This window comes from Nonomuraea fuscirosea (assembly GCF_003001935.1).
GTDB classification, from domain to species: Bacteria; Actinomycetota; Actinomycetes; order Streptosporangiales; family Streptosporangiaceae; genus Nonomuraea; species Nonomuraea fuscirosea.
This window is the reverse complement of sequence record NZ_PVNG01000005.1, coordinates 283,254-301,230: the sequence shown is the minus strand read 5'-3', so window position 1 is coordinate 301,230 and position 17,977 is coordinate 283,254. Positions and strand designations below refer to the sequence as shown.

Below are 17,977 nucleotides of genomic sequence, written 5' to 3'. Positions count from 1 at the left end.
TCCCCCTACACGATCCGACCAGGAGAGGCCCCCATGCCCGAGCCACCCGGCGGCCTGCGCCCGCCCCCCAGCCGCCGCGCCGTCCTGGCCGCGCTCGGCACCGCGATCGCGTCCACGCTCACCGGCTGCTCCACGGAAGGCGCAGGAGCGTCGTCGTCCCGGGGCGTGACCCTCACCTTCAGCTGGTGGGGCAACGACGACCGGGCCGCGCGCACCCAGGAGGCCGTCCGCCTCTTCGAACGCGAGCACCCCGGCATCACCGTCCGCACCTCGAACGGCGAGTTCGGGGCGTACGTGCAGAAATTGGCCACCCAGGCGGCCGGCGGCGGCATCCCGGACGTGGCCCAGGTCGACTACCGGCAGATCACCCAGTACGCCGACGGCGGCGCGCTCCTGCGGCTCGACTCCTTCGTCGGGGACGGGACCATCCGCACCTCCGAGATCGACCGCGGCTTCCTGCGCACCGGCACCTTCCAGGACAGGCAGTACGCCGTCCCGCAGGGCCGCGGCATCACCGGCTACGCCTACGACTCCGCCCTCTACCAGAAGGCCGGCGTCTCCGCGCCGCAGCCGAGCTGGACCTGGGAGGACTTCGAGCAGGCCAACAAGGCCATCGCCGCCCTCGGGCTGAAGGGCCCCGACGGCCGGCCGGTCACGGGGGCCAACGACGGCGGCGGCAACGAGGACATCTTCGAGACCTGGCTGCGCAGCCGGGGCGGGCAGCTCTACGCCGACCAGAGCCGGCTCGGGTTCACCGAGGACGACCTCACCGAGTTCTGGACCTACTTCGACCGGATGCGCAGGGAGGGCGCGGTCGCGTCGGCGGCGGACACCGCGCAGGCCGGCAGCACCGAGACCAGCCCCATGGGCCGCGGGCTGACGGCCGCCGACTTCACCTGGGACGCGCCCTTCCCCGGCTACACGACGCTGCTCGGCGACCAGATCCACTTCATGCCGGTGCCGACGACCGGCGGGCGCGCGGGCTCGTACTTCAAGCCCAGCATGCTCCTCGCCATCGGCGCGCACACCGCGCACCCCAAGGAGGCGGCCCAGCTGATCGACTTCCTGATCAACGATCCACGGGCGGGCGACATCCAGGGATTCACCCGGTCGACCCCGCCGAACCGGCTGATCGCCGCGAACGTGGCCAAGACCCTCGAAGGCCCTGAGGTGGAGATCTACCAGTACGCGCAGAAGATGGAGCAGTACGGCCTGGACGCGCCGCCCACCGCGCCGCCCAGCGGCGACGTCGCCATCCAGACCGCCTTCACCCGCGTGTACCAGCGGGTCATGTTCGAGCTGGCCACCCCCAGGCAGGCGGCGCGTGAGCTCATCGACGAGGCCAACCGGGAGCTGAGGTAATGAGCACCTTGTCGACCAGCGCGCCCGCGCGCGCCCCACGGGGCACGGTGACGGAGGGCCGCCGCCGGGTGCGCGAGAAGCAGTGGCCCGCCTACGTGTTCCTGTCGCCCTGGATGCTCGGCGCGGGCGTGCTGACCCTGCTGCCGATGGCCGTGTCGCTGTACCTGTCGTTCACGGACTACAACCTGTTCGACCCGCCGCAGTGGGTGGGCCTGCGCAACTACGCCGAGATGCTGGCCGGGGACCCCCGCTACTGGCGCTCGGTCGGCACGACCATGCTGTACGTCGTCGTGGCCGTCCCGCTGAAGCTGGCCCTCGCGCTGGGCGCGGCGATGCTGCTGAAGAACCTCAGCAGCAGGGGCCGCGGCTTCTACCGTTCGGCGTTCTACGCGCCCTCGCTGCTCGGGGCGAGCATGTCGATCGCGCTGGTGTGGCGGGCGCTGTTCAACGACGGCGGCTCGGTGCCCGACGTCCTGGGCTCGATCGGCATCGACACCGGCGGCTGGGTCGGCAACCCCAACTTGGCGGTGTTCGCGGTCGTCCTGCTCGCGGTGTGGCAGTTCGGGGCGCCGATGGTGATCTTCCTGGCGGGCTTGCAGCAGATCTCACCCGACCTGTACGAGGCCGCCTCCCTCGACGGCGCCGGCGCCTGGCGCAAGTTCGTCTCCGTCACCGTGCCGATGTTGTCGCCGGTCGTCTTCTTCAACCTGGTGCTGGAGATCATCCAGTCGTTCCAGGTCTTCACCCCCGCCTTCGCCATCAGCGGCGGTAAGGGCGGCCCGGCCGACTCCACCATGTTCTACACGCTCTACCTGTACGAGCGCGGCTTCACCGCCTCGCACATGGGATACGCGGCGGCGATGGCCTGGCTGCTGCTGATCGCCATCGGCGTGGTCACCGTGATCCTGTTCCGCACGTCCCGGTCCTGGGTCTTCTACGCCGACGAGGAGGGACGATGAACGCCGCTACGTTCGGGGTGGCCAGGAGGAAGTGGCTGCCGCACGCCATCGCGGTCGTCAGCCTGCTGATCCTGCTGTATCCGCTGGTCTGGCTGCTGGCCACGTCGCTGAAGCCGGCCGACGAGGTGGTGACCAGCCTCGACCTGTGGCCCAGCCACCTGGAGTGGTCGAACTACACGACCGCCCTGGAAGGGGTGTCCGGCGTCTCGATCACCCGGTTGTTCGGCAACACGCTGCTGATCGCGGGCGGCGCCGTCATCGGGAACGTGCTCTCCTGCTCGCTGGCCGCCTACGCCTTCGCCCGGCTGCGTTTCCGGATGCGGAAGGTGATGTTCGCCTTCATGGTGGCCACGCTGATGCTGCCGCACCACGTGGTGCTGATCCCGCAGTACATCATCTTCAACCGGCTCGGCCTGGTGGACACGTACTGGCCGCTGATCCTGCCGAAGTTCCTGGCCACCGAGGCGTTCTTCGTCTTCCTCATCGTGCAGTTCATGCGCGGGCTGCCGCGTGAGCTGGAGGAGTCGGCCCGGATCGACGGTTGCGGGCCGTTCCGTACGTACTGGTCGATCACGCTGCCGCTGAGCCGGCCGGCGCTGATCACGACGGCGATCTTCACGTTCCTCTGGGCCTGGAACGACTTCCTGACCCAGATGATCTATCTGTTCGCGCCGGAGAAGTTCACCGTCACCCTGGCCCTGCGCAGCTTCGTCGACCAGTCCAGCACCTCGGCGTACGGGCCCATGTTCGCCATGTCGGTGATCTCCGTGCTGCCGATCGTGCTGTTCTTCTTCGTGTTCCAGCGCTATCTGGTGCAGGGCATGGCCACCTCCGGGCTGAAGGGCTGAGCCGGCGTGCCCCGCCTGCCCTCCGCGCCCCGCCGTGAGCCGGGGGAGCTGTTCGGCCCCGGCTTCACGCTCTTCGCGGACATGCTGCTCGCCGGCCTGCTGACCGCCGTCGTCAGCCTGCCGGTCGTCACGCTTCCGGCCGCGTTCGCCGCCGCCTCGGCCTCGCTCCGGCGGTCCGCCGAGGGCGGGCACGTCACGGCCGGCGCGTACTTCGGCCACCTGCGCGCCCGCCTGTCCGCGCGCGGCCTGGCCGCCGGGCTCGCCCTGCCGGTGGTCGTCGTGGTCCTGCTGGTGGACGCCGCTCTCGTACGTGCCGGGCTGCCGGGGGCGGGCGTGATGGCGTCCGCCCTGGCCCTGCTCGCCCTGGGCGGCGCGGTCGTCGGGCTGCGCGCCACCGCGCTCGCGGAGCCGTACGCGCTGTCGGCGCGCGAGGCGCTGCGCCGCACGGCCGGCGACCCGCGCGGCACCCTCCTGCTGGCCTGCGCCGTGCTGCTGGCCGCGCTGCTCGCCTGGTCGATCCCGATGCTCACCCCGCTGCTGCCGGGGCCGCTGGCCTTCGCCGCCACGGCCGTGGACCTGCGCTCCGCCCCGGAACCCCGGAGCTGATCCTTCCCGCCGTCCTCCGGCTCGGCGAATCGAGCGCTTTCTCCGGGGAGGTCCCTTTATGATCTTTAGCGATTTCCCCCCAGAGAGAGGACGTCCATGCGATCAGCGATGGTGCGCGGCGCCGGCGCGGTGGCGCTGGCACTGGCCTGCGTCACGGCGGCCGGCCCGGCCGCGCAGGCAGAGGCGTCGCAGGCGGCGGCCGCCTGCGTGCTGGACTTCTGCCTGTACGAGCACGACGCCTTCACCGGCGCCAAAGAGGAGTACATGTTCCAGGCCTACGGCTGTTACAAGGTCGGCAGCGGGATGAACAACAAGGCCAGCTCCATGCGCAACAAGACCGTCGCCAGGGTGCAGTTCTACGACTCCGCCAACTGCTCGGGAGCCTACGGCTACGCGGCGGCCCCCAGCTCGCAGGACCTCGACCTGACGAACAACGGCTTCGACAACAAGACCAGCTCGCTCAAGTTCGTCCGGCCGTGAGCCCGGCCCCGCCGGTGCGGTGAGGGACGGCGGCGGCGGGCCCGCGCCGCCGCCGGTGGGAACAGGACCTCTGGCGCGGGCCGGGATCACCTGTCATGATCTTGGCGAATCGCAACGCAGCGGAGAACGGGGTCGTTGATGAAGAGAACATCGGTGCGCCGGGCGGGTGTCGTGGCGCTGGCATTGAGCAGCCTGATGACGGTGGGCGCCACCGCGCAGGCCGACGCCCGGCTGGCCAGTTCGTGCGGGCTCAGCTTCTGCCTGTACGAGCACGACGACTACGCCGGCGCCGAGCAGGAGTTCCTCTTCACCAGCAACAACACCTGCGCCAACGTGACCACGCTGAACAACAAGGCCAGCTCCATGCGCAACCCGTCGGCCGGCCGGATCCAGTTCTACAACAACGCCAACTGCTCGGGCTCCTACGGCTACGCGGCCGCGCCGGGATCGTCCGACAGCGACCTGACGAACAACGGCTTCGACAACAAGACGAGCTCCGTCAAGCGGGTCAGCCCGTAACGTCCGGGGTCACAGGGTTCGGTGAGCGAGATGTCCGCCCGGCGGCGTCGCAGGGTCGCGGCGCTCCTGGCCGCGCTGCCGCTGGCCGCAGCCTGCTCGTCGCCGCCGCCCCCGGTGCCGCCCCCCGGTGAGCAGGCGCGGGCGATCTCGTTGCCGTTCGACCGCTACAACTTCACCCCCGCCGACCTCTCGGTCATCGAACGCGCCGAGGACCTCCTCGTCGGCGACTGCATGCCGAGCAGGGGCCTGGCCTGGGAGACGCTGCCGCCGTCGGCCGAGGAGGACCTGGAGCCGCCGAACCGCCGCCGCTACGGCGTCGTCGAACCGGAGATCGCCCGCCGGTACGGCTACCACGTCGCCCCCGACCGCCCCTCCGTGGCCCGGCGGAGCGCGGCGGGCGAGAGCCGTACCGCGAGCCTGTCGGAGCAGCAGCGGCGGGCCGAGGGGTGGCGCTACGACGACCCGCTCACCGCCATCGCCGCGGCACGGTGACCGGCGACGGCCGGCTCGGTTCGCGGTCTTGTGACGGTTGTGTGGCGGTGACGAGAAGGGTTGGTTGCTCGGCGTCGTACGGGGGCTGGGTGGCGGCGGCGAGGAGGGTCAGTTTCTCGGCGTCGTCGCTGCCGGGGTCCGGGTGGTAGATGACGAGCGTACGCCCGCCGCCGACGCCCAGCCGCTCCCGGTTCAGCCGGAGCACGCCGAGCTGGGGATGGTCGATCCGCTTGGGCTCGCCCTCGCACGCGTTCACGTCGTGGCGGGCCCAGAGCCGGCTGAACCGGGGGCTGGCCAGGGAGAGCTCGCCGACCAGCTCGATGAACCTCGGGTCGTCGGTATCGGTGCCGACGGACGCGCGGAAACCGGCGACCATGCCCGCGCCGGCGCTCTCCCACTCGGGGTAGAGGGCCTGCTCGGCCGGGTCGAGGAACGCGTCCCGCAGCCGGTTCGCCCCCGGCACGAGGCGCGGTGACAGAGCGGTCGCGAGCGCGTTGGCGGCCAGGACGTCGAGGTAGCGACCCTCGACGTACGCGGGCAGCGCGAGCGTGGTGACGAGCTGGGCGACGCCGGGAGGCACGCTCTCCTTGCGCGGCCGGCGCCGGCGCCGCCGGGGTTTTGCGGCGGCGAGGCTCAGCAGGTACGCCGTCGCGGCGTCGTCCAGCCGCAGCACGCGGGCCAGGGATTCGAGCACCTGCACGGACGGGTTGCGGTCGCGGCCCTGCTCCAGGCGCAGGTAGTAGTCGGCGCTGATGCCGGCCAGCATCGCCACCTCCTCCCTGCGCAGGCCCGGCACCCGCCGCACGCCGAGGACGGGGATGCCGGCCTGCTCGGGGGTGACGAGCTCGCGCCGGGCCCGTACGTAGTCGCCCAGCGGGTTCGATCGCTCGCTCATCCCTCCACGGTATGTGCCGGGGCCGCGTACGTGCCTGGTCCTGTCACCCCCAGGATCGCGGCGGCCCTGGCTGTGCCTCGGCCCGGCGGGCAACGTGGCCGGCGAAGGATTCACGAGGCGAGGAGAGCCCATCATGTCGACATATCTGCTGGTACACGGCGCCTGGCACAGCGGGGAGTGCTGGAAGCGGGTGGTCCCGTTGCTGGAGGCGGCCGGGCACCGGGCGTTCGCGCCGTCACTGACCGGCTACGGCGATCAGGCCCATCTGCTCGGCCCCGAGGTGGGCCTGGACACGCACGTCGCCGACGTCGTCCGGCTGATCACGGAGGAAGATCTCACCGAGGTGGTGCTGGTCGGGCACAGTTACGCCGGGCTGGTCATCTCGTCCGTGGCGGGGCAGGTCCCCGACCGGATCGCGGAGCTGGTCTACCTCGACGCGATGGTCCCGGAGGACGGGGAGAGCGCGGAGGACGTCATGCCCGTGACGCGGCAACTGATCGAGCTCGCCGCGGCGTCCGGCGACGGCTGGCGGGTGCCGCCGATGCCCGAGCTGCCGCCGCCCGCGGGCCTGTTCGGGGTCACCGACCCGGCGGACGTCGCCTGGCTGCGCACGATGCTGTCGGATCAGCCGGTGCGCTGCCTCCAGCAGCCGGTCCGGCTGGGCGGCCCGGCCGCGCGGGCGATCCCCCGTACCCACATCCACTGCACCGTCGGCAAGCCGGAGGGCGTCGTCCGCCGTCCCGTCCCCGAGGTGCAGCCGAACGGCCGCCCCGCCCAGGTCTGGGAACTGCCGACCGGCCACGACTGCATGATCACCATGCCGGCCGAACTCACCGACCTCCTGCTCAAACTCGCCTGACCCGAGCGGCTGGTCCCCTCGGCCCGGGCACCCGCCGGGCGGCCGCTCGCCACGGTGGACCCGCGCCCGGGCACCCACCGCCCAACCGTCATGCGCTCGTGTGTGACCATGGTCGGCGAACAGCCGAGCCGGCCGGACGGCCTCGTGACCCCGACGCGAGGCCGCCACGGCCGGCACCCCCGGAGAGAACAGTGACGCACGCCCCCCGCACCCCGCTCGCATGACGGCCGAGACCACCGAAGGATCCGCACCCCGGCGGGTGGCACTGATCGTGGCCGTGGCCTTCTTCATGCAGAACCTCGACATCACGATCATCAACACCTCGCTCCCGCAACTGGCGCAGACCTTCGGCGTGGACGTCGTCAGCGTGAACGTCGGCATCACGGCGTACGTCGTCGCCGGCGCGGCCTTCATCCCGCTCGGCGGCTGGCTGTCGGACCGGTACGGCGCCAAGCGGGTGTTCGCCCTCGCCATCGTGATCTTCGGCCTGGCCTCGATCGGCTGCGCGGCCTGTACGGAGTTGTGGCAGTTCGTCCTAGCCCGCGTGATCCAGGGCATCGGCGGCGCCCTGATGATGCCGGTCGGCCGCATCATCGTGCTCAAGAACGCCGGCAAACAGGACCTGCTCCGCGCCACGGCACTGATCACCTGGCCGGCCCTGATCGCGCCGGTCATCGCCCCGGTCGTCGGCGGCGCGCTGACCACCTGGTACGGCTGGCCGTGGATCTTCCTGCTCAACGTGCCGTTCGCCCTGGCCGGAATCGCGCTGGTGCTGGCGTACATCCCGGATGTGCGCGAGCCGGACCCCAAGCCGCTGGACCGCGTGGGCACGGTCCTGATCGTCACCGCGCTCAGCCTGACGATCTACGGCCTGTCCGAGCTGGCGCAGCCGTCGGCGCTCGGTCTGGACCTCGCCCTGCTCGCCGTCGGCTGCCTGGTGGGCGTGTCCGCCGTGTGGTGGTTCCGCCGAACCGCCCACCCGCTGATCGCGCTGGGACCGCTGCGGGTGCCCACGTTCGCCGCCACCACCCTGCACGCGGGCAACCTCATCCGGCTGGCGATCAGCGCGACCCCGTTCCTGCTCCCGCTCATGCTGCAGGAGGCCTGGCGGCTGACACCGCTGGAGGCGGGGCAGGTCGTGCTGGTGTACTTCCTGGGCAACCTGGTCGTGAAGACGGTGACCACGCCGCTGATGCGCCGGCTCGGATTTCGTACGGTGCTGGCCGGCAACGGCGTGGCGGTGGCCCTGTCGATCGGTGCGCTCGGCCTGGTGGACGCCGGCACCGGCTTCGCCGTGGTCGCCCTGGTGGCCTTCGCCGCCGGCGTCACCCGGTCGATCGAGTTCACCGGCATCAACACGCTGTCGTTCGCCGACATCGGCCCCGCCGACCGGGCGGCGGCCTCGACGTTCTTCAGCATGACCCAGCAGATCTCGGTGGCGCTCGGCGTGGCCGCCGCCGCGATCATCCTCCAGGTCTCGCACGGACCGGCCACGACCCCGCTCACGCAGGGGGACTTCTCGCTCGCGTTCGTACTGACCGGCGCGATCGCCCTGGCCGGCGCCCTGCTGATGCTGCGCCTACGCCCCGACGCCGGCCACGAGGTAACCGGCCACCGGCCCCGGCCAGGAGCGGGGTCACCGCCCGCGGCTGAGCCGACGGACGCCTTCCCGGTGCCGACCGAAAACAGGAAATAAATGCCGCGCAAACCGGTCACTGAATATGCGGGAATTTGCCAGGGGTAGCAAACTAGTTCTCCCCATCGCATGGCGTCTCGGATAGCATCGTCATTCACTCGGATATTTCCGGCGGTGCGGGGTGTAACAGGATTGACGTACCAGGGGGAGGATCCAGCGGGAGAGTGGCCCGACACTCTCGACGTGGCCCGAATGCTGAAGGACGGCTGGCGTCCCCGCCCCTTCCGGCAGTTCCTGCTCAAGGTGCACAGCCGCTGCAACCTCGCCTGCGACTACTGCTACGTCTACACGCTCGCCGACCAGAGCTGGCGCTCCAAACCCATGGTCATGGCCCCCGACCTGGTCACGGCCGTCGCCGGCCGCATCGCCGAGCACGCCACCGCCCACAACCTGCGCTCGGTCCGGCTGATCCTGCACGGCGGCGAGCCGCTGCTGGCGGGCCACGCCTACCTGCGCAAGGTCGTGGAGACGTTACGCGCGGCGGCGCCGGGCGGCCTGCACGTCGACGCCGTCGTCCAGACCAACGGGGTGCTCCTGGACGAGGCCGCGCTGCGCACGTTCCGCGAGCTCGACGTGCGGGTGGGCATCAGCCTCGACGGCGGTAGAGGGGCCAACGACCGCAACCGCCGCTACGTCGACGGCCGCAGCAGTTACGACGCCGTCGCCGACGCGCTGGCCCTGCTGCGCGGCCCGGAGTTCCGTCCGCTCTACACCGGCCTGTTGTGCACGGTGGACCTGGCGAACGACCCCGTCGAAACATATGAGTCGCTGGTGCAATTCGAGCCGCCGATGGTGGATTTCCTGCTGCCGCACGGCACCTGGGAATCGCCGCCGCCGTATCGATCATCCGACCCGTCGAATACGCCCTATGCCGACTGGCTGATCGCCGTTTTCGACCACTGGTACGGACGCAGCGGTGAAACGGTCGTCCGCCTCTTTCAGGAGATCGTCACCCTGATGCTGGGCGGCGCGTCCGCCAGTGAGGCGGTCGGGCTGACGCCGTCCACGCTGGTCGTCATCGAGACCGACGGCACGATCGAGCAGACCGACTCGCTCAAGGTCGTCCGGCACGGCGCGCCCGTCACCGGCCTGAACGTGGTCGACCACCCCTTCGACCTGGCCCTCACCCACCCCGGAATGGTGGCCAGGCAACTGGGCGCCGACGCGCTGAGCGACACCTGCCGCGACTGCCGGTTCGGCCGGGTCTGCGGGGCGGGCCTCTACCCCCACCGTTACCGGCCTGGCACGGGCTTCCTCAACCCGTCCGTGTACTGCCCGGACCTCTACCGGCTGATCGGGCACATCCACAACCGCCTCGTCGGCGACCTCCGCCGCGCTTCTCGCTGAAAGGACCCGCATGCTGCCCAGTGATCACCGCCTGCCCGGCCATGCCCTGTCCCGGCTGGCCTCGGGGGGCGGCGGTGCGGACGCCGTACGCCACCTGGCCGCCCCGCAGCGCAGCAAGCGCCTGCTGAACGTGGTGGGCACGATGCGACTGGCCGCCGAGGCCGGTCATCCGCACGCGCGGGCCGCCGAACACGCCTACGACGTGCTCGCCGAGATCGAGAAGAAGAGCCCGGCGGCGGTACGCGGCACGCTGGCGCATCCGGCGGTGGGCGCGTGGGCCGCCCGCACCGTCCGTTCACTGGAGGAAGGCGGCCCGCCACCGGACGGGCAGTGCGATCCGGCCCGGCTCGGCGCGGTGGCCGCCGCCGCGGCGCTCAAGTCGGGCATGCCGTGCGAGGTCCAGGTCCCCGTCTCCGGCGGCACGATCATGCTGCCGTCCCTGGGCCGGATCGACCTGGGCGGCGGCCAGGACGACGGGCTCGCGGACCTCGTCGTACGCGCCGACGGCCGGGTGGAGGCCGGGGACCTCTGCCTGCGTCCCGGCGCGGGCGAACAGCGCGGCTGGCGTCCGCTCCGCCGCCTGCAGACCGCCGACGCCGGCCTGCGCGTGCTCGTGGACGACCTCGACGCCTTCCGCTGGAGCGACCCCGCCGAGGTCGGCGGACGCCTGGGCGAGCCGGAGCTCAGGACGTGGCGGGGGAGCCTGGACGCGGCCTGGACGATGCTGCGCGCCCACCACTGGACGATCGCCGAGGAGACCCAGGCCCTCGTCACGGTCCTCACCCCGATCAGGGGGCCGGCCCAGGGGATGAACAGCGCCTCCTCGGGCGATCTGTTCGGCACGATCGGCATGTCCGCGCCTCCGGACGGTCGCTGGCTGGCCTCGACGTTCGCGCACGAGGTCCAGCACGGCAAGCTCAACGCGATCCAGGACGTGGTGACGCTGCTGGAGCCCGACGAAAGCGACGAGCCGAACCGCTACTACGCGCCCTGGCGCCCCGACCCGCGCCCCCTGTCAGGCTTGATCCAGGGCGCCTACGCCTACCTGGGCGTGGCCGGGTTCTGGCGACGGCAGCGGGCGCACGAGGCCGACCTGCGGCCGCACATCGAGTTCGCCCACTGGCGGGAGGCCGCGCACCAGGTGACCGGCACCCTGCTGGACAGCGGCCTGCTCACCACGGAGGGCGAACACTTCGTCGGGGCGATGCGGCGCACCCTGACCCCGTGGCTCTCGGAGCCGGTGCCTCCCGCCGCACGCGAGATCGCGCGGCAGGAGGCCGAGGCACACCTGCGAACCTGGCAGGCCGTGAACGGGAGCGCTCCCGCTCACAGACTGTAGGAGTCGAAGTCCCAGTTGAAGCGCTTGCCCTCGGCGGCGTGCAGGCGTTCCGGGTGGGTGGGCGACAGGGTGGTCTCGTACGCCGCCATGGTCTGGCCGTACAGCTCCGTGGCCTCGTCGATCTGCCCGATGGCGCGCAGGTCGATGGAGAGGTTGATCGCGGCCGAGAGCGACAGGCCGTTCGCGGGCCCGACGAAGTCGCGCACGCCGGTCAGCGTTTGCCGGCCCAGCTCGCAGGCCCGCTCGTGCTCGCCGAGCTCCGCCAGGTCGCCGGCCAGGTTGATGGTGCTGCTGAAGGTGTAGACGTGCGCCGCGCCGAACTGGTCGAGCATGCCCTCGTAGGTCTGTTCGTCCAGTTCTCTGGCCTTCTTCACGTCCCCGCGCAGCCGGTAGAGCAGGGCGAGGTTGAGCTGGCAGCCGTAGGTGAACGGATGCCTGTCACCGTAGGTCTGCTTGTATCGCTGGTGTGCGTCCCTGGCCAGCGCCATGGCCTCTTCCAGGCGGTTCAGCTGACGCAGGGTGTTGCTCAGCGCGACCGCGGCGGCCATGGTCTCGGGGGAGTCGGGGCCGTAGAGCTTGTTCAGCCTGGTGTGGGCGTCCTGGATGAGCTCGTACGCGCCGTCGAGGTCTCCCACCCGCCGCTTGGCGATGGACAGGTCGCGGGCGGTGGCCAGCGTGAGGGGATGCTCGATCTTGAGCTCCCTCATGCCGTAGGCGTAGGCTTCCTCGCCGAGGTCGCACGCCTGCTGGTGCTGACCGGAAAGACGCACTACTCGGGCCAGGTTGTTCCAGGTCGACTGGACGTCCCACTTGTTGACTCCGTGACGCGCGCTGCTCTGCTCGAGATAGGCGAGCGTCTGCAGTTCCAGGGCGGTGTCATAGCGACTGAGCAGGGCGTGGTCGAGCGCCAGGTTGTTGATGGCGCGCAGGGTCGTCTGATCCCTCACCCCGTATCTGGCCTCGAGCGCGGCGAGCGACGCCGCGTCCTGTTCCATGGCGTCCTGGAAGCGGCCCTGGGCGCGCAGATTGGCGGCGTAGGTGAGGGAGATGCGCAGGGTCTCCTCGTGTTCGTTCCCGAAAACCTCGCGCATGAGGTCGAACGTCTTGTCGTTGAGGTCGAACGACTCCTTGTTCGCGCCGAGCTGCCACAGCACGTTGCCCAGGTGCCGGTGCAACCGCAGCACGAAGGGGCTGCGGTCGCCCGAGACCGCGGTCCAACTCTGGCGGAACTCCTCGGCTAGCGACCGCGCGGAGCGCCAGTTGGCCACGCGGTAGAGGTGGCGAACGACGTTGAGGGCGAACTCCTGCACGCGCTCGTCGTGGCACCGCGTGAGAGCGGACGGACGCACGTGAGGCAGCAGGAAGGTGTATTCCTCCTGGGTGGAGATGTCCTCAGGGTCGGTGGGGGCGCCGGCGGCCAGCAGCAGGTGCACCTCATGTCGGATTGCGTCTTGCTGCTCCTTTTCGAGCGAGTCGCGCAGAAGCGCCTGCACCAGTCGGTGCACTTGGACCGTGCCGGTGTCGGGCTCGATCCGCAGGAGGGAGAACCGGGCCAGCTCGGCGAAGGCCTGGCTGCGTGTGAGCGGGTTGGACAGGACCGTCCCCATGCGCTCGGCGCCGCTGTCCCTCCCGCGCTCGAAGACGAAACGCGGGATCGGGTCGGGACCGAAGAAGGCCAAGCAGCGCAGCACCTCGGCGGCCTCGCGCATCCGTGACTCGATCTGGTGGACGGACAACTGCCAGGCGGCGGTCATCGTGTGCGGGTACTCGGTGGATTTGCCGAGCTGAAGCAACTTTCCGGTCTGCTCGGCCAGCAGTCGTACGTACTCGTCGGTAGACATGCCGGTCGTATCCTGCAGGGCGGCCGCCTGCTCCAGCGCCAGCGGGAGGTCGCCGAGCTCATGCGCCAGATGCACGGCCTCCTTCTCCGGGACATCGCGACGTAGGCGCTTGCGCAAGAAGAACACACTCTCAGCAGGGGAGAAGACGTCGACGGACACGGTCTCGGCGACGCCGCTCCACCTGCTGTTCCTGGAGGTGATGAGAACGTGGCCGTCCTGGCTGCCGTGCGGGATGAAGGGCCGGATCTCCTCGGGATCGTCTGCGTTGTCGAAGATCAGCAACCACCGGTCCACCGGGTCGCCGCGCTGTAACGCGTCGCGCACCGAGTCAGCCGCCTCCTCGATGCCCATGCTGCCCGCAGACGGCAGCTTGAGGTCCTCGGTCAGTCCGGCGAGCGCGCTCGGAATCAGCAGCGGCTGGTCGGCCGCGACCCACCAGACCAGGTCGTAATAGCCGCGGTAGGCCCAGGCGTATTCGATGGCGAGCTGCGTCTTGCCGACGCCGCCCAGCCCTTGCAGAGCCTGTGGCAGGGGCACGACGGCGGCCGTGTTGGTCTCCGTCAGGCTTTTCCGCAGCCCGTTGAGCAGGTTTTCGCGCCCGGTGAAATGCTTGTTACGGCCGGGAATCTTCCGGCCCCAGATGGGCGGCATCCGGGGCACCGTCTGAGGAGCGGCCTGCTCGTTCACGTCGCCTCGCCTTCTCTGTCCCACTTAATTGTGATCCTACGATTGATTCTGGCGAAGGGGAGCCACAGAATCACTATTAAGGCGTTATTTAGCACGTCCAGATCGAATCCCGGTTTACGGGCGGCCGTAAACCGGCTAGAGGAGGGGTGCATGGGCGGCGAGCCCGCGAGCGGGATCATTGACCTGGATGAGAAGACCCTCGAAGACTTGAAGAACCTCGATTTACCTGTGATTACGCGAGGGCTGCGGCGGCTTTCCAGCCGCAGCCAAACAGTCGCAGGCTTCCAGTCGGCTACCTGATCTGACGTTCGGAAAAGTGCTGGCGCGGCTCGCCCTACATATCAATGTCCATGGACACAGACGACGCCGGTGGATGCGCGGTACGGTGAGGTCAGGTTTATCTGTCCGCAACCGGGCGACGATGCCCCTGCTAATCCGGTGATGCGACGGTGAACGAATTGTTCGGTCCCGACACTAGGCGGCGGAGCGTGGCATGACTTCCAGCGGCAAGGGCCTGGCCCCGTTCGTCGGGTTGCAACCATTCCGCCGCGAAGACGTCGCCAGGTTTCATGGGCGGGATGACGAGATCCGCGAACTCACCGAACGCTGGCAGAACCATCGCCTCACCGTCCTGCACGGCCCCCCTGGGGTCGGGAAGACGTCGCTGGTCGCGGCAGGCGTGCTGCCCAGGCTCGACCTGTCGCGATACGACGTGCTGTCCGTGGGCGGGGTGCGGCCGCCGCCCTTCGTGCCGGCGGCCGTCATCCCCGAGGGCGGTGACCCGCACGCCTTCGCGCTGCTGGCCGCCTGGTCGCCGTACGAGAACCCGATCCGGTTCGCCGGCCTGACCATCTCCTCCTATCTGCGCTGGCACCACTGGAGCCCGGACCACCGTCCGATCATGGCTGTGCTCGACCAGGCCGACGAGGTCTTCACCGCCTTCCGCCGGCCGTCGCGCGGCCACTCCCAGCTGCTCGACCAGCTCAGTGACGCGCTCTCCGCCACCGAGGAGGATCTGCCGCTCCGGCTGCTCGTCGTGGTCGGGGACGAGCAGCTCGAATCACTACGCCGGCACGACGGCCTGCGATCCCACCTGGCCAGGGGTGCCTCCTTCCGGCTGGGCCCGCTCAGTCGCGAGGCCGCGCTGGAGGCGTGCCGCCGTCCGCTCGAAGCGGCGGGCCACGTGTTCGAGCCGGGCGCGGACGAGACCTTCGCCGACCGGCTGCGGGGCGAAGGAGCGGCGCCTGCTGCCACCGTCGAGCCGCTGCACCTGCAACTGGCCTGCACCGCGCTGTGGGACTCCGTCCGCGACCGCTCCGCGCCCATCGGCGCCGGTGACCTGGTGGACGTCGATGACGTGCTGGGTTCGTTCACCCGTCGGATGGTCCACGAGGTGGCCCGCGACCATTTCCGCGGCGACACGGACAAACTGGTCGCGTTGTTACGTCCGATCGCCCGCCAGGACGACACCTGCGAGGAGTTGCCGCAGCCGGTCGCCCAGGCTCTGACCGAACGCCATGTGCTGCGTGCCAGTGAGAAGTGCCGCTACGAGATGCCCGGACGGCTGGTGGAGCCCTTTCTGCGGCGCGCCGTCGCCGTCCCCGCCGCGAGGGTGGCCGACCGGCTGGCCGTGGCCGCCGCCGCGCTGCACAAGGGCTGGTTCGACATCGCCGAGCGGTACGCCCGCGACGAGATCGGCCAGCGGCCCGACAACAGGACGCGGGCCAGGGCCGAGTCGCTGCTGGGGGACCTGGCGTACCTGCGCGACGACGTCGACTCCGCGCTGGAGCACTACCGGGCGGCGGCCCGCCACTACGACGCGACACCGGGATCCGAGCAGATCGTCGCCACCCACCTGACCGCCATCGGCACGATCCTGCTCGACCGCGGCGCCTACCAGGACGCCGTCAGCCAGCTGGAGTCGGCGGCCAGGCGCAGCAGGGAGCCGGCCATCAGGACCGAGCTGGCCTGGGCGCTGTGGTACGTCGGCAGGGAGAGCGGGGCGGTGGACGTCCTCGACAGCGCGATGCGGCAGAGCGGCGAGCGGCCCGAGATCCTGCGGGCCAGGGGCGAGATCCTGTCCGACCTGGCCAGGCCCGAGCGCGCCCTGAAGGATCTGCGCAAGGTCGAGCCGCACGAGCAGCCCTCCACCCAGGCCGCCTACGCGCTGGCGCTGGCGCTGAGCGGCGACGTGCGCAAGGCGGTCGAGGCGGTGCCCCGGCTTGACGTGGACAGCGACGCGGCGACCCTGTTGCGGGCGGCCCGGGTGATGAAGGAGGCCGGGCGGGACTCCGAGGCGTCGCGGCTGGCCTGCCGGGCGCGGGACAGCAGGGGCAGGCGGCCACTCCCGCCGCAGCTGACCGCGGCGGCTGACCGGCTCATTGGCACAGCCTGATCGAAAAATAGGCCGGAGTTTGTCACAGGCGTTACTGGTGTTGCTCTATTATCATATCGAGCCTCGGCTCTCAACCGATGTGCCATTTGGGAATCAGAGGCCGCCAACGTCCGTTTTCGCGTTTAAGCGGTCACGGGCGTGGAGCGGACTTCGTGAGTGTTTTTAAGGGAAATTCGCCCTTTCTGTGGTCCTGGGCGGGATCGACCCTTTCGGTGCTGGGCAGCCGCACCATCGGCGTGACCTACCCGCTGCTGGCGTACGGTCTCACGCAGTCGGCCACCTCGATCGCCTGGGTCATGTTCGCCTCGACCGTTCCTGGCCTGTTGTGGTACATCCCGGCCGGGGCGTGGATCGACAGGATCGGCCCGCGCCGAGTCATGGTGTGGAGCGAGTTCCTTCGCGGCACGCTCGTCATGGGCATCGTGGTTGCGCAGGTCGCCGGGGTGCTGGAGCTGAGATGGCTGCTGATCGTCGCTCTGCTTGAGGGAACGCTCTCCGTGCACTCGTCGGTCGCGGAGACGGTGCTCATCCCGTCCACGGTCAAGCCGGACAAGGTGGAGAACGCCTTGGCGCTGCACGAGGCGTCCGTACACGGCATGGTTCTGGCGGGGCGTCCCTTGGGGGGCTTGCTTTACGGAGTGAGCCCCATTGTCTCTTTTATCACGAATGCGGCCATGCTTTTTGGAGCCGCCGCGAGTCTGAGCCGGGTGCCTCGCGATATCACAGGGAGAGGAAAGCCGCTCGGTGCGATATTTGGGGAGATGCGCGGCGGTCTGACCGAATTGCGGAGGAATCGATTCCTCTGTTCTGCCACGCTCATTACCGCGTACATCAACTTCATGGTCCAGGGCATGATCGTGGTGTTCCTGTCGGAGGCGACGGACGACAACCTGCCCTCCGCCCTCGCCGGCACCATCCTGGCCGCGTCCGGTGTCGGCGGCGTCATCGGGGCGATCACGTCGCTCCGCCGCGGCCGGACCGGCCGGCGGTTCCGGCACCGCCCCGTGATGCTGGTGCACCTGTGGGCCTGCACGATCGCGCTGGCGATCCCGCTGCTCTTCCTTCAGGCGTCGTGGTCGTTCGCGGTCGCGTTGCTCATCATCGGGCTCGCCGGAGGGCTGAGCAACGTCACCATGCGCACCGTGCTCAGCCAGGCTCCGCTCGACCGGGCCGCCCGCGTGGCCGCGGTGTCCCGCCTGGGCAGCTACAGCGCCGTCGCGCTCGGGCCGCTGCTGGCGGGCCTGCTGGTCGGGCAGGTCGAGTCCTGGGTCGCGCTGTTCATCCTCTGCGTCCCGATGGGCGGGCTGGCCCTGGCGATGACCACGGTGCCGAGGCTCAGGAGCGCCCTGGTGTCCGTGCCGAGGCTGGAGGCCGCCATGCGGGAGACGGAGACCGCCCTGCGCCACGCGGAGGCCGCCGTACGCACGGCGCAGATCGCGCTGGACAGGACCGAGGTGGTCGTGCGCCGAATGGACGACTCCCCGAACGGCGACGACGACACCGACCCGCACGTCGTCGACCCGCACGTTGCCGGTCGGCACGTGGTCGGCCCGCACGTCGCCGCGCCGCAGATCTCCGCTTCGCAGGCCGTCGTCACATAACCGATCGGTGACGAATGGTGCGGGGAGCGCCACTTCGGGTTGCAATCGGAG

At 70.2% G+C, this 17,977-nt stretch carries 16 protein-coding genes; 14 read left to right on the top strand and 2 right to left on the bottom strand.

Annotation, left to right across the window (positions count from 1 at the left end):
* Nucleotides 1-33: 33 nt before the first annotated feature.
* The 7 genes from B0I32_RS14255 (at nt 34) to B0I32_RS14225 (ending at nt 5,266) form a co-directional block, all read left to right on the top strand.
* The gene (locus tag B0I32_RS14255; protein ID WP_106238861.1) at nt 34-1,362 is read left to right on the top strand and encodes an ABC transporter substrate-binding protein; all 1,329 of its coding nucleotides are present in this window, start codon (nt 34-36) and stop codon (nt 1,360-1,362) included.
* Complete coding sequence (locus tag B0I32_RS14250) at nt 1,362-2,321, top strand: carbohydrate ABC transporter permease (protein ID WP_106238859.1); 960 nt, start codon at nt 1,362-1,364, stop codon at nt 2,319-2,321. The genes B0I32_RS14255 and B0I32_RS14250 overlap by 1 nt, the downstream gene beginning before the upstream one ends.
* Entirely contained in the window at nt 2,318-3,169 is an 852-nt protein-coding gene (locus B0I32_RS14245) for a carbohydrate ABC transporter permease (RefSeq protein WP_181307368.1), read from the top strand. The genes B0I32_RS14250 and B0I32_RS14245 overlap by 4 nt, the downstream gene beginning before the upstream one ends.
* A gap of 6 nt (nt 3,170-3,175) precedes the next feature.
* On the top strand, nt 3,176-3,775 hold the full coding sequence (locus B0I32_RS14240; protein ID WP_219911785.1) for a hypothetical protein: 600 nt from the start codon (nt 3,176-3,178) through the stop codon (nt 3,773-3,775).
* Nucleotides 3,776-3,871: 96 nt separating this feature from the next.
* On the top strand, nt 3,872-4,255 hold the full coding sequence (locus B0I32_RS14235) for a peptidase inhibitor family I36 protein (protein ID WP_106238854.1): 384 nt from the start codon (nt 3,872-3,874) through the stop codon (nt 4,253-4,255).
* Nucleotides 4,256-4,393: 138 nt separating this feature from the next.
* Complete coding sequence (locus tag B0I32_RS14230; RefSeq protein ID WP_106238852.1) at nt 4,394-4,774, top strand: peptidase inhibitor family I36 protein; 381 nt, start codon at nt 4,394-4,396, stop codon at nt 4,772-4,774.
* Nucleotides 4,775-4,795: 21 nt separating this feature from the next.
* Complete coding sequence (locus B0I32_RS14225) at nt 4,796-5,266, top strand: hypothetical protein (RefSeq protein WP_146178156.1); 471 nt, start codon at nt 4,796-4,798, stop codon at nt 5,264-5,266.
* Here B0I32_RS14225 and B0I32_RS14220 read toward each other — a convergent pair.
* Nucleotides 5,241-6,161 carry a helix-turn-helix domain-containing protein gene (locus B0I32_RS14220; protein WP_106238848.1) on the bottom strand — a complete coding sequence of 307 codons (921 nt, stop codon included), beginning with the start codon at nt 6,159-6,161 and terminating at the stop codon, nt 5,241-5,243. The two genes, B0I32_RS14225 and B0I32_RS14220, sit on opposite strands and share 26 nt — an antisense overlap.
* A gap of 133 nt (nt 6,162-6,294) precedes the next feature.
* On the opposite strand from B0I32_RS14220, the gene B0I32_RS14215 reads away from it, so the two are divergent.
* The 4 genes from B0I32_RS14215 to B0I32_RS14200 all read left to right on the top strand — a co-directional run bounded on the left by B0I32_RS14215 (nt 6,295) and on the right by B0I32_RS14200 (nt 11,402).
* Nucleotides 6,295-7,020 (top strand): alpha/beta fold hydrolase, encoded by a 726-nt coding sequence (locus B0I32_RS14215; protein WP_106238846.1) that lies wholly within the window; start codon nt 6,295-6,297, stop codon nt 7,018-7,020.
* A 220-nt stretch (nt 7,021-7,240) separates the two neighbouring features.
* Nucleotides 7,241-8,716, top strand: coding sequence for an MFS transporter (locus tag B0I32_RS14210; protein ID WP_106238843.1), 1,476 nt, complete (start codon nt 7,241-7,243; stop codon nt 8,714-8,716).
* 192 nt (nt 8,717-8,908) lie between these two features.
* On the top strand, nt 8,909-10,063 hold the full coding sequence (locus B0I32_RS14205) for an FxsB family cyclophane-forming radical SAM/SPASM peptide maturase (RefSeq protein ID WP_219911815.1): 1,155 nt from the start codon (nt 8,909-8,911) through the stop codon (nt 10,061-10,063).
* A gap of 10 nt (nt 10,064-10,073) precedes the next feature.
* Nucleotides 10,074-11,402: an HEXXH motif domain-containing protein gene (locus B0I32_RS14200; protein ID WP_106238839.1), complete on the top strand. Its 1,329-nt coding sequence runs from the start codon at nt 10,074-10,076 to the stop codon at nt 11,400-11,402.
* Here B0I32_RS14200 and fxsT read toward each other — a convergent pair.
* Entirely contained in the window at nt 11,390-13,930 is a 2,541-nt protein-coding gene (gene fxsT / locus B0I32_RS14195; protein WP_245955822.1) for an FxSxx-COOH system tetratricopeptide repeat protein, read from the bottom strand. The genes B0I32_RS14200 and fxsT overlap by 13 nt on opposite strands.
* Nucleotides 13,931-14,080: 150 nt before the next feature.
* Between fxsT and B0I32_RS57620 the strand changes: the two genes are divergently transcribed.
* From B0I32_RS57620 to B0I32_RS14185, 3 genes are all read left to right on the top strand, one after another.
* Nucleotides 14,081-14,230 (top strand): hypothetical protein, encoded by a 150-nt coding sequence (locus B0I32_RS57620; protein WP_181307366.1) that lies wholly within the window; start codon nt 14,081-14,083, stop codon nt 14,228-14,230.
* A gap of 193 nt (nt 14,231-14,423) precedes the next feature.
* Nucleotides 14,424-16,325, top strand: coding sequence for a tetratricopeptide repeat protein (locus B0I32_RS14190; protein WP_106238836.1), 1,902 nt, complete (start codon nt 14,424-14,426; stop codon nt 16,323-16,325).
* Between the two features lie 152 nt (nt 16,326-16,477).
* Nucleotides 16,478-17,926: an MFS transporter gene (locus B0I32_RS14185; RefSeq protein WP_181307363.1), complete on the top strand. Its 1,449-nt coding sequence runs from the start codon at nt 16,478-16,480 to the stop codon at nt 17,924-17,926.
* Nucleotides 17,927-17,977: the final 51 nt, after the last annotated feature.

What these genes read in the sequence shown, in the direction of transcription:
- B0I32_RS14215 (WP_106238846.1), top strand. Translation starts at nt 6,295, where the DNA reads ATGTCGACATATCTGCTGGTACACGGCGCCTGGCACAGCGGGGAGTGC.
- B0I32_RS14255 (WP_106238861.1), top strand. Translation starts at nt 34, where the DNA reads ATGCCCGAGCCACCCGGCGGCCTGCGCCCGCCCCCCAGCCGCCGCGCC.
- B0I32_RS57620 (WP_181307366.1), top strand. Translation starts at nt 14,081, where the DNA reads ATGGGCGGCGAGCCCGCGAGCGGGATCATTGACCTGGATGAGAAGACC.
- B0I32_RS14235 (WP_106238854.1), top strand. Translation starts at nt 3,872, where the DNA reads ATGCGATCAGCGATGGTGCGCGGCGCCGGCGCGGTGGCGCTGGCACTG.
- B0I32_RS14200 (WP_106238839.1), top strand. Translation starts at nt 10,074, where the DNA reads ATGCTGCCCAGTGATCACCGCCTGCCCGGCCATGCCCTGTCCCGGCTG.
- B0I32_RS14230 (WP_106238852.1), top strand. Translation starts at nt 4,394, where the DNA reads ATGAAGAGAACATCGGTGCGCCGGGCGGGTGTCGTGGCGCTGGCATTG.
- B0I32_RS14210 (WP_106238843.1), top strand. Translation starts at nt 7,241, where the DNA reads ATGACGGCCGAGACCACCGAAGGATCCGCACCCCGGCGGGTGGCACTG.
- B0I32_RS14205 (WP_219911815.1), top strand. Translation starts at nt 8,909, where the DNA reads ATGCTGAAGGACGGCTGGCGTCCCCGCCCCTTCCGGCAGTTCCTGCTC.
- B0I32_RS14220 (WP_106238848.1), bottom strand. Translation starts at nt 6,161, where the DNA reads ATGAGCGAGCGATCGAACCCGCTGGGCGACTACGTACGGGCCCGGCGC.
- B0I32_RS14250 (WP_106238859.1), top strand. Translation starts at nt 1,362, where the DNA reads ATGAGCACCTTGTCGACCAGCGCGCCCGCGCGCGCCCCACGGGGCACG.
- B0I32_RS14190 (WP_106238836.1), top strand. Translation starts at nt 14,424, where the DNA reads ATGACTTCCAGCGGCAAGGGCCTGGCCCCGTTCGTCGGGTTGCAACCA.
- B0I32_RS14245 (WP_181307368.1), top strand. Translation starts at nt 2,318, where the DNA reads ATGAACGCCGCTACGTTCGGGGTGGCCAGGAGGAAGTGGCTGCCGCAC.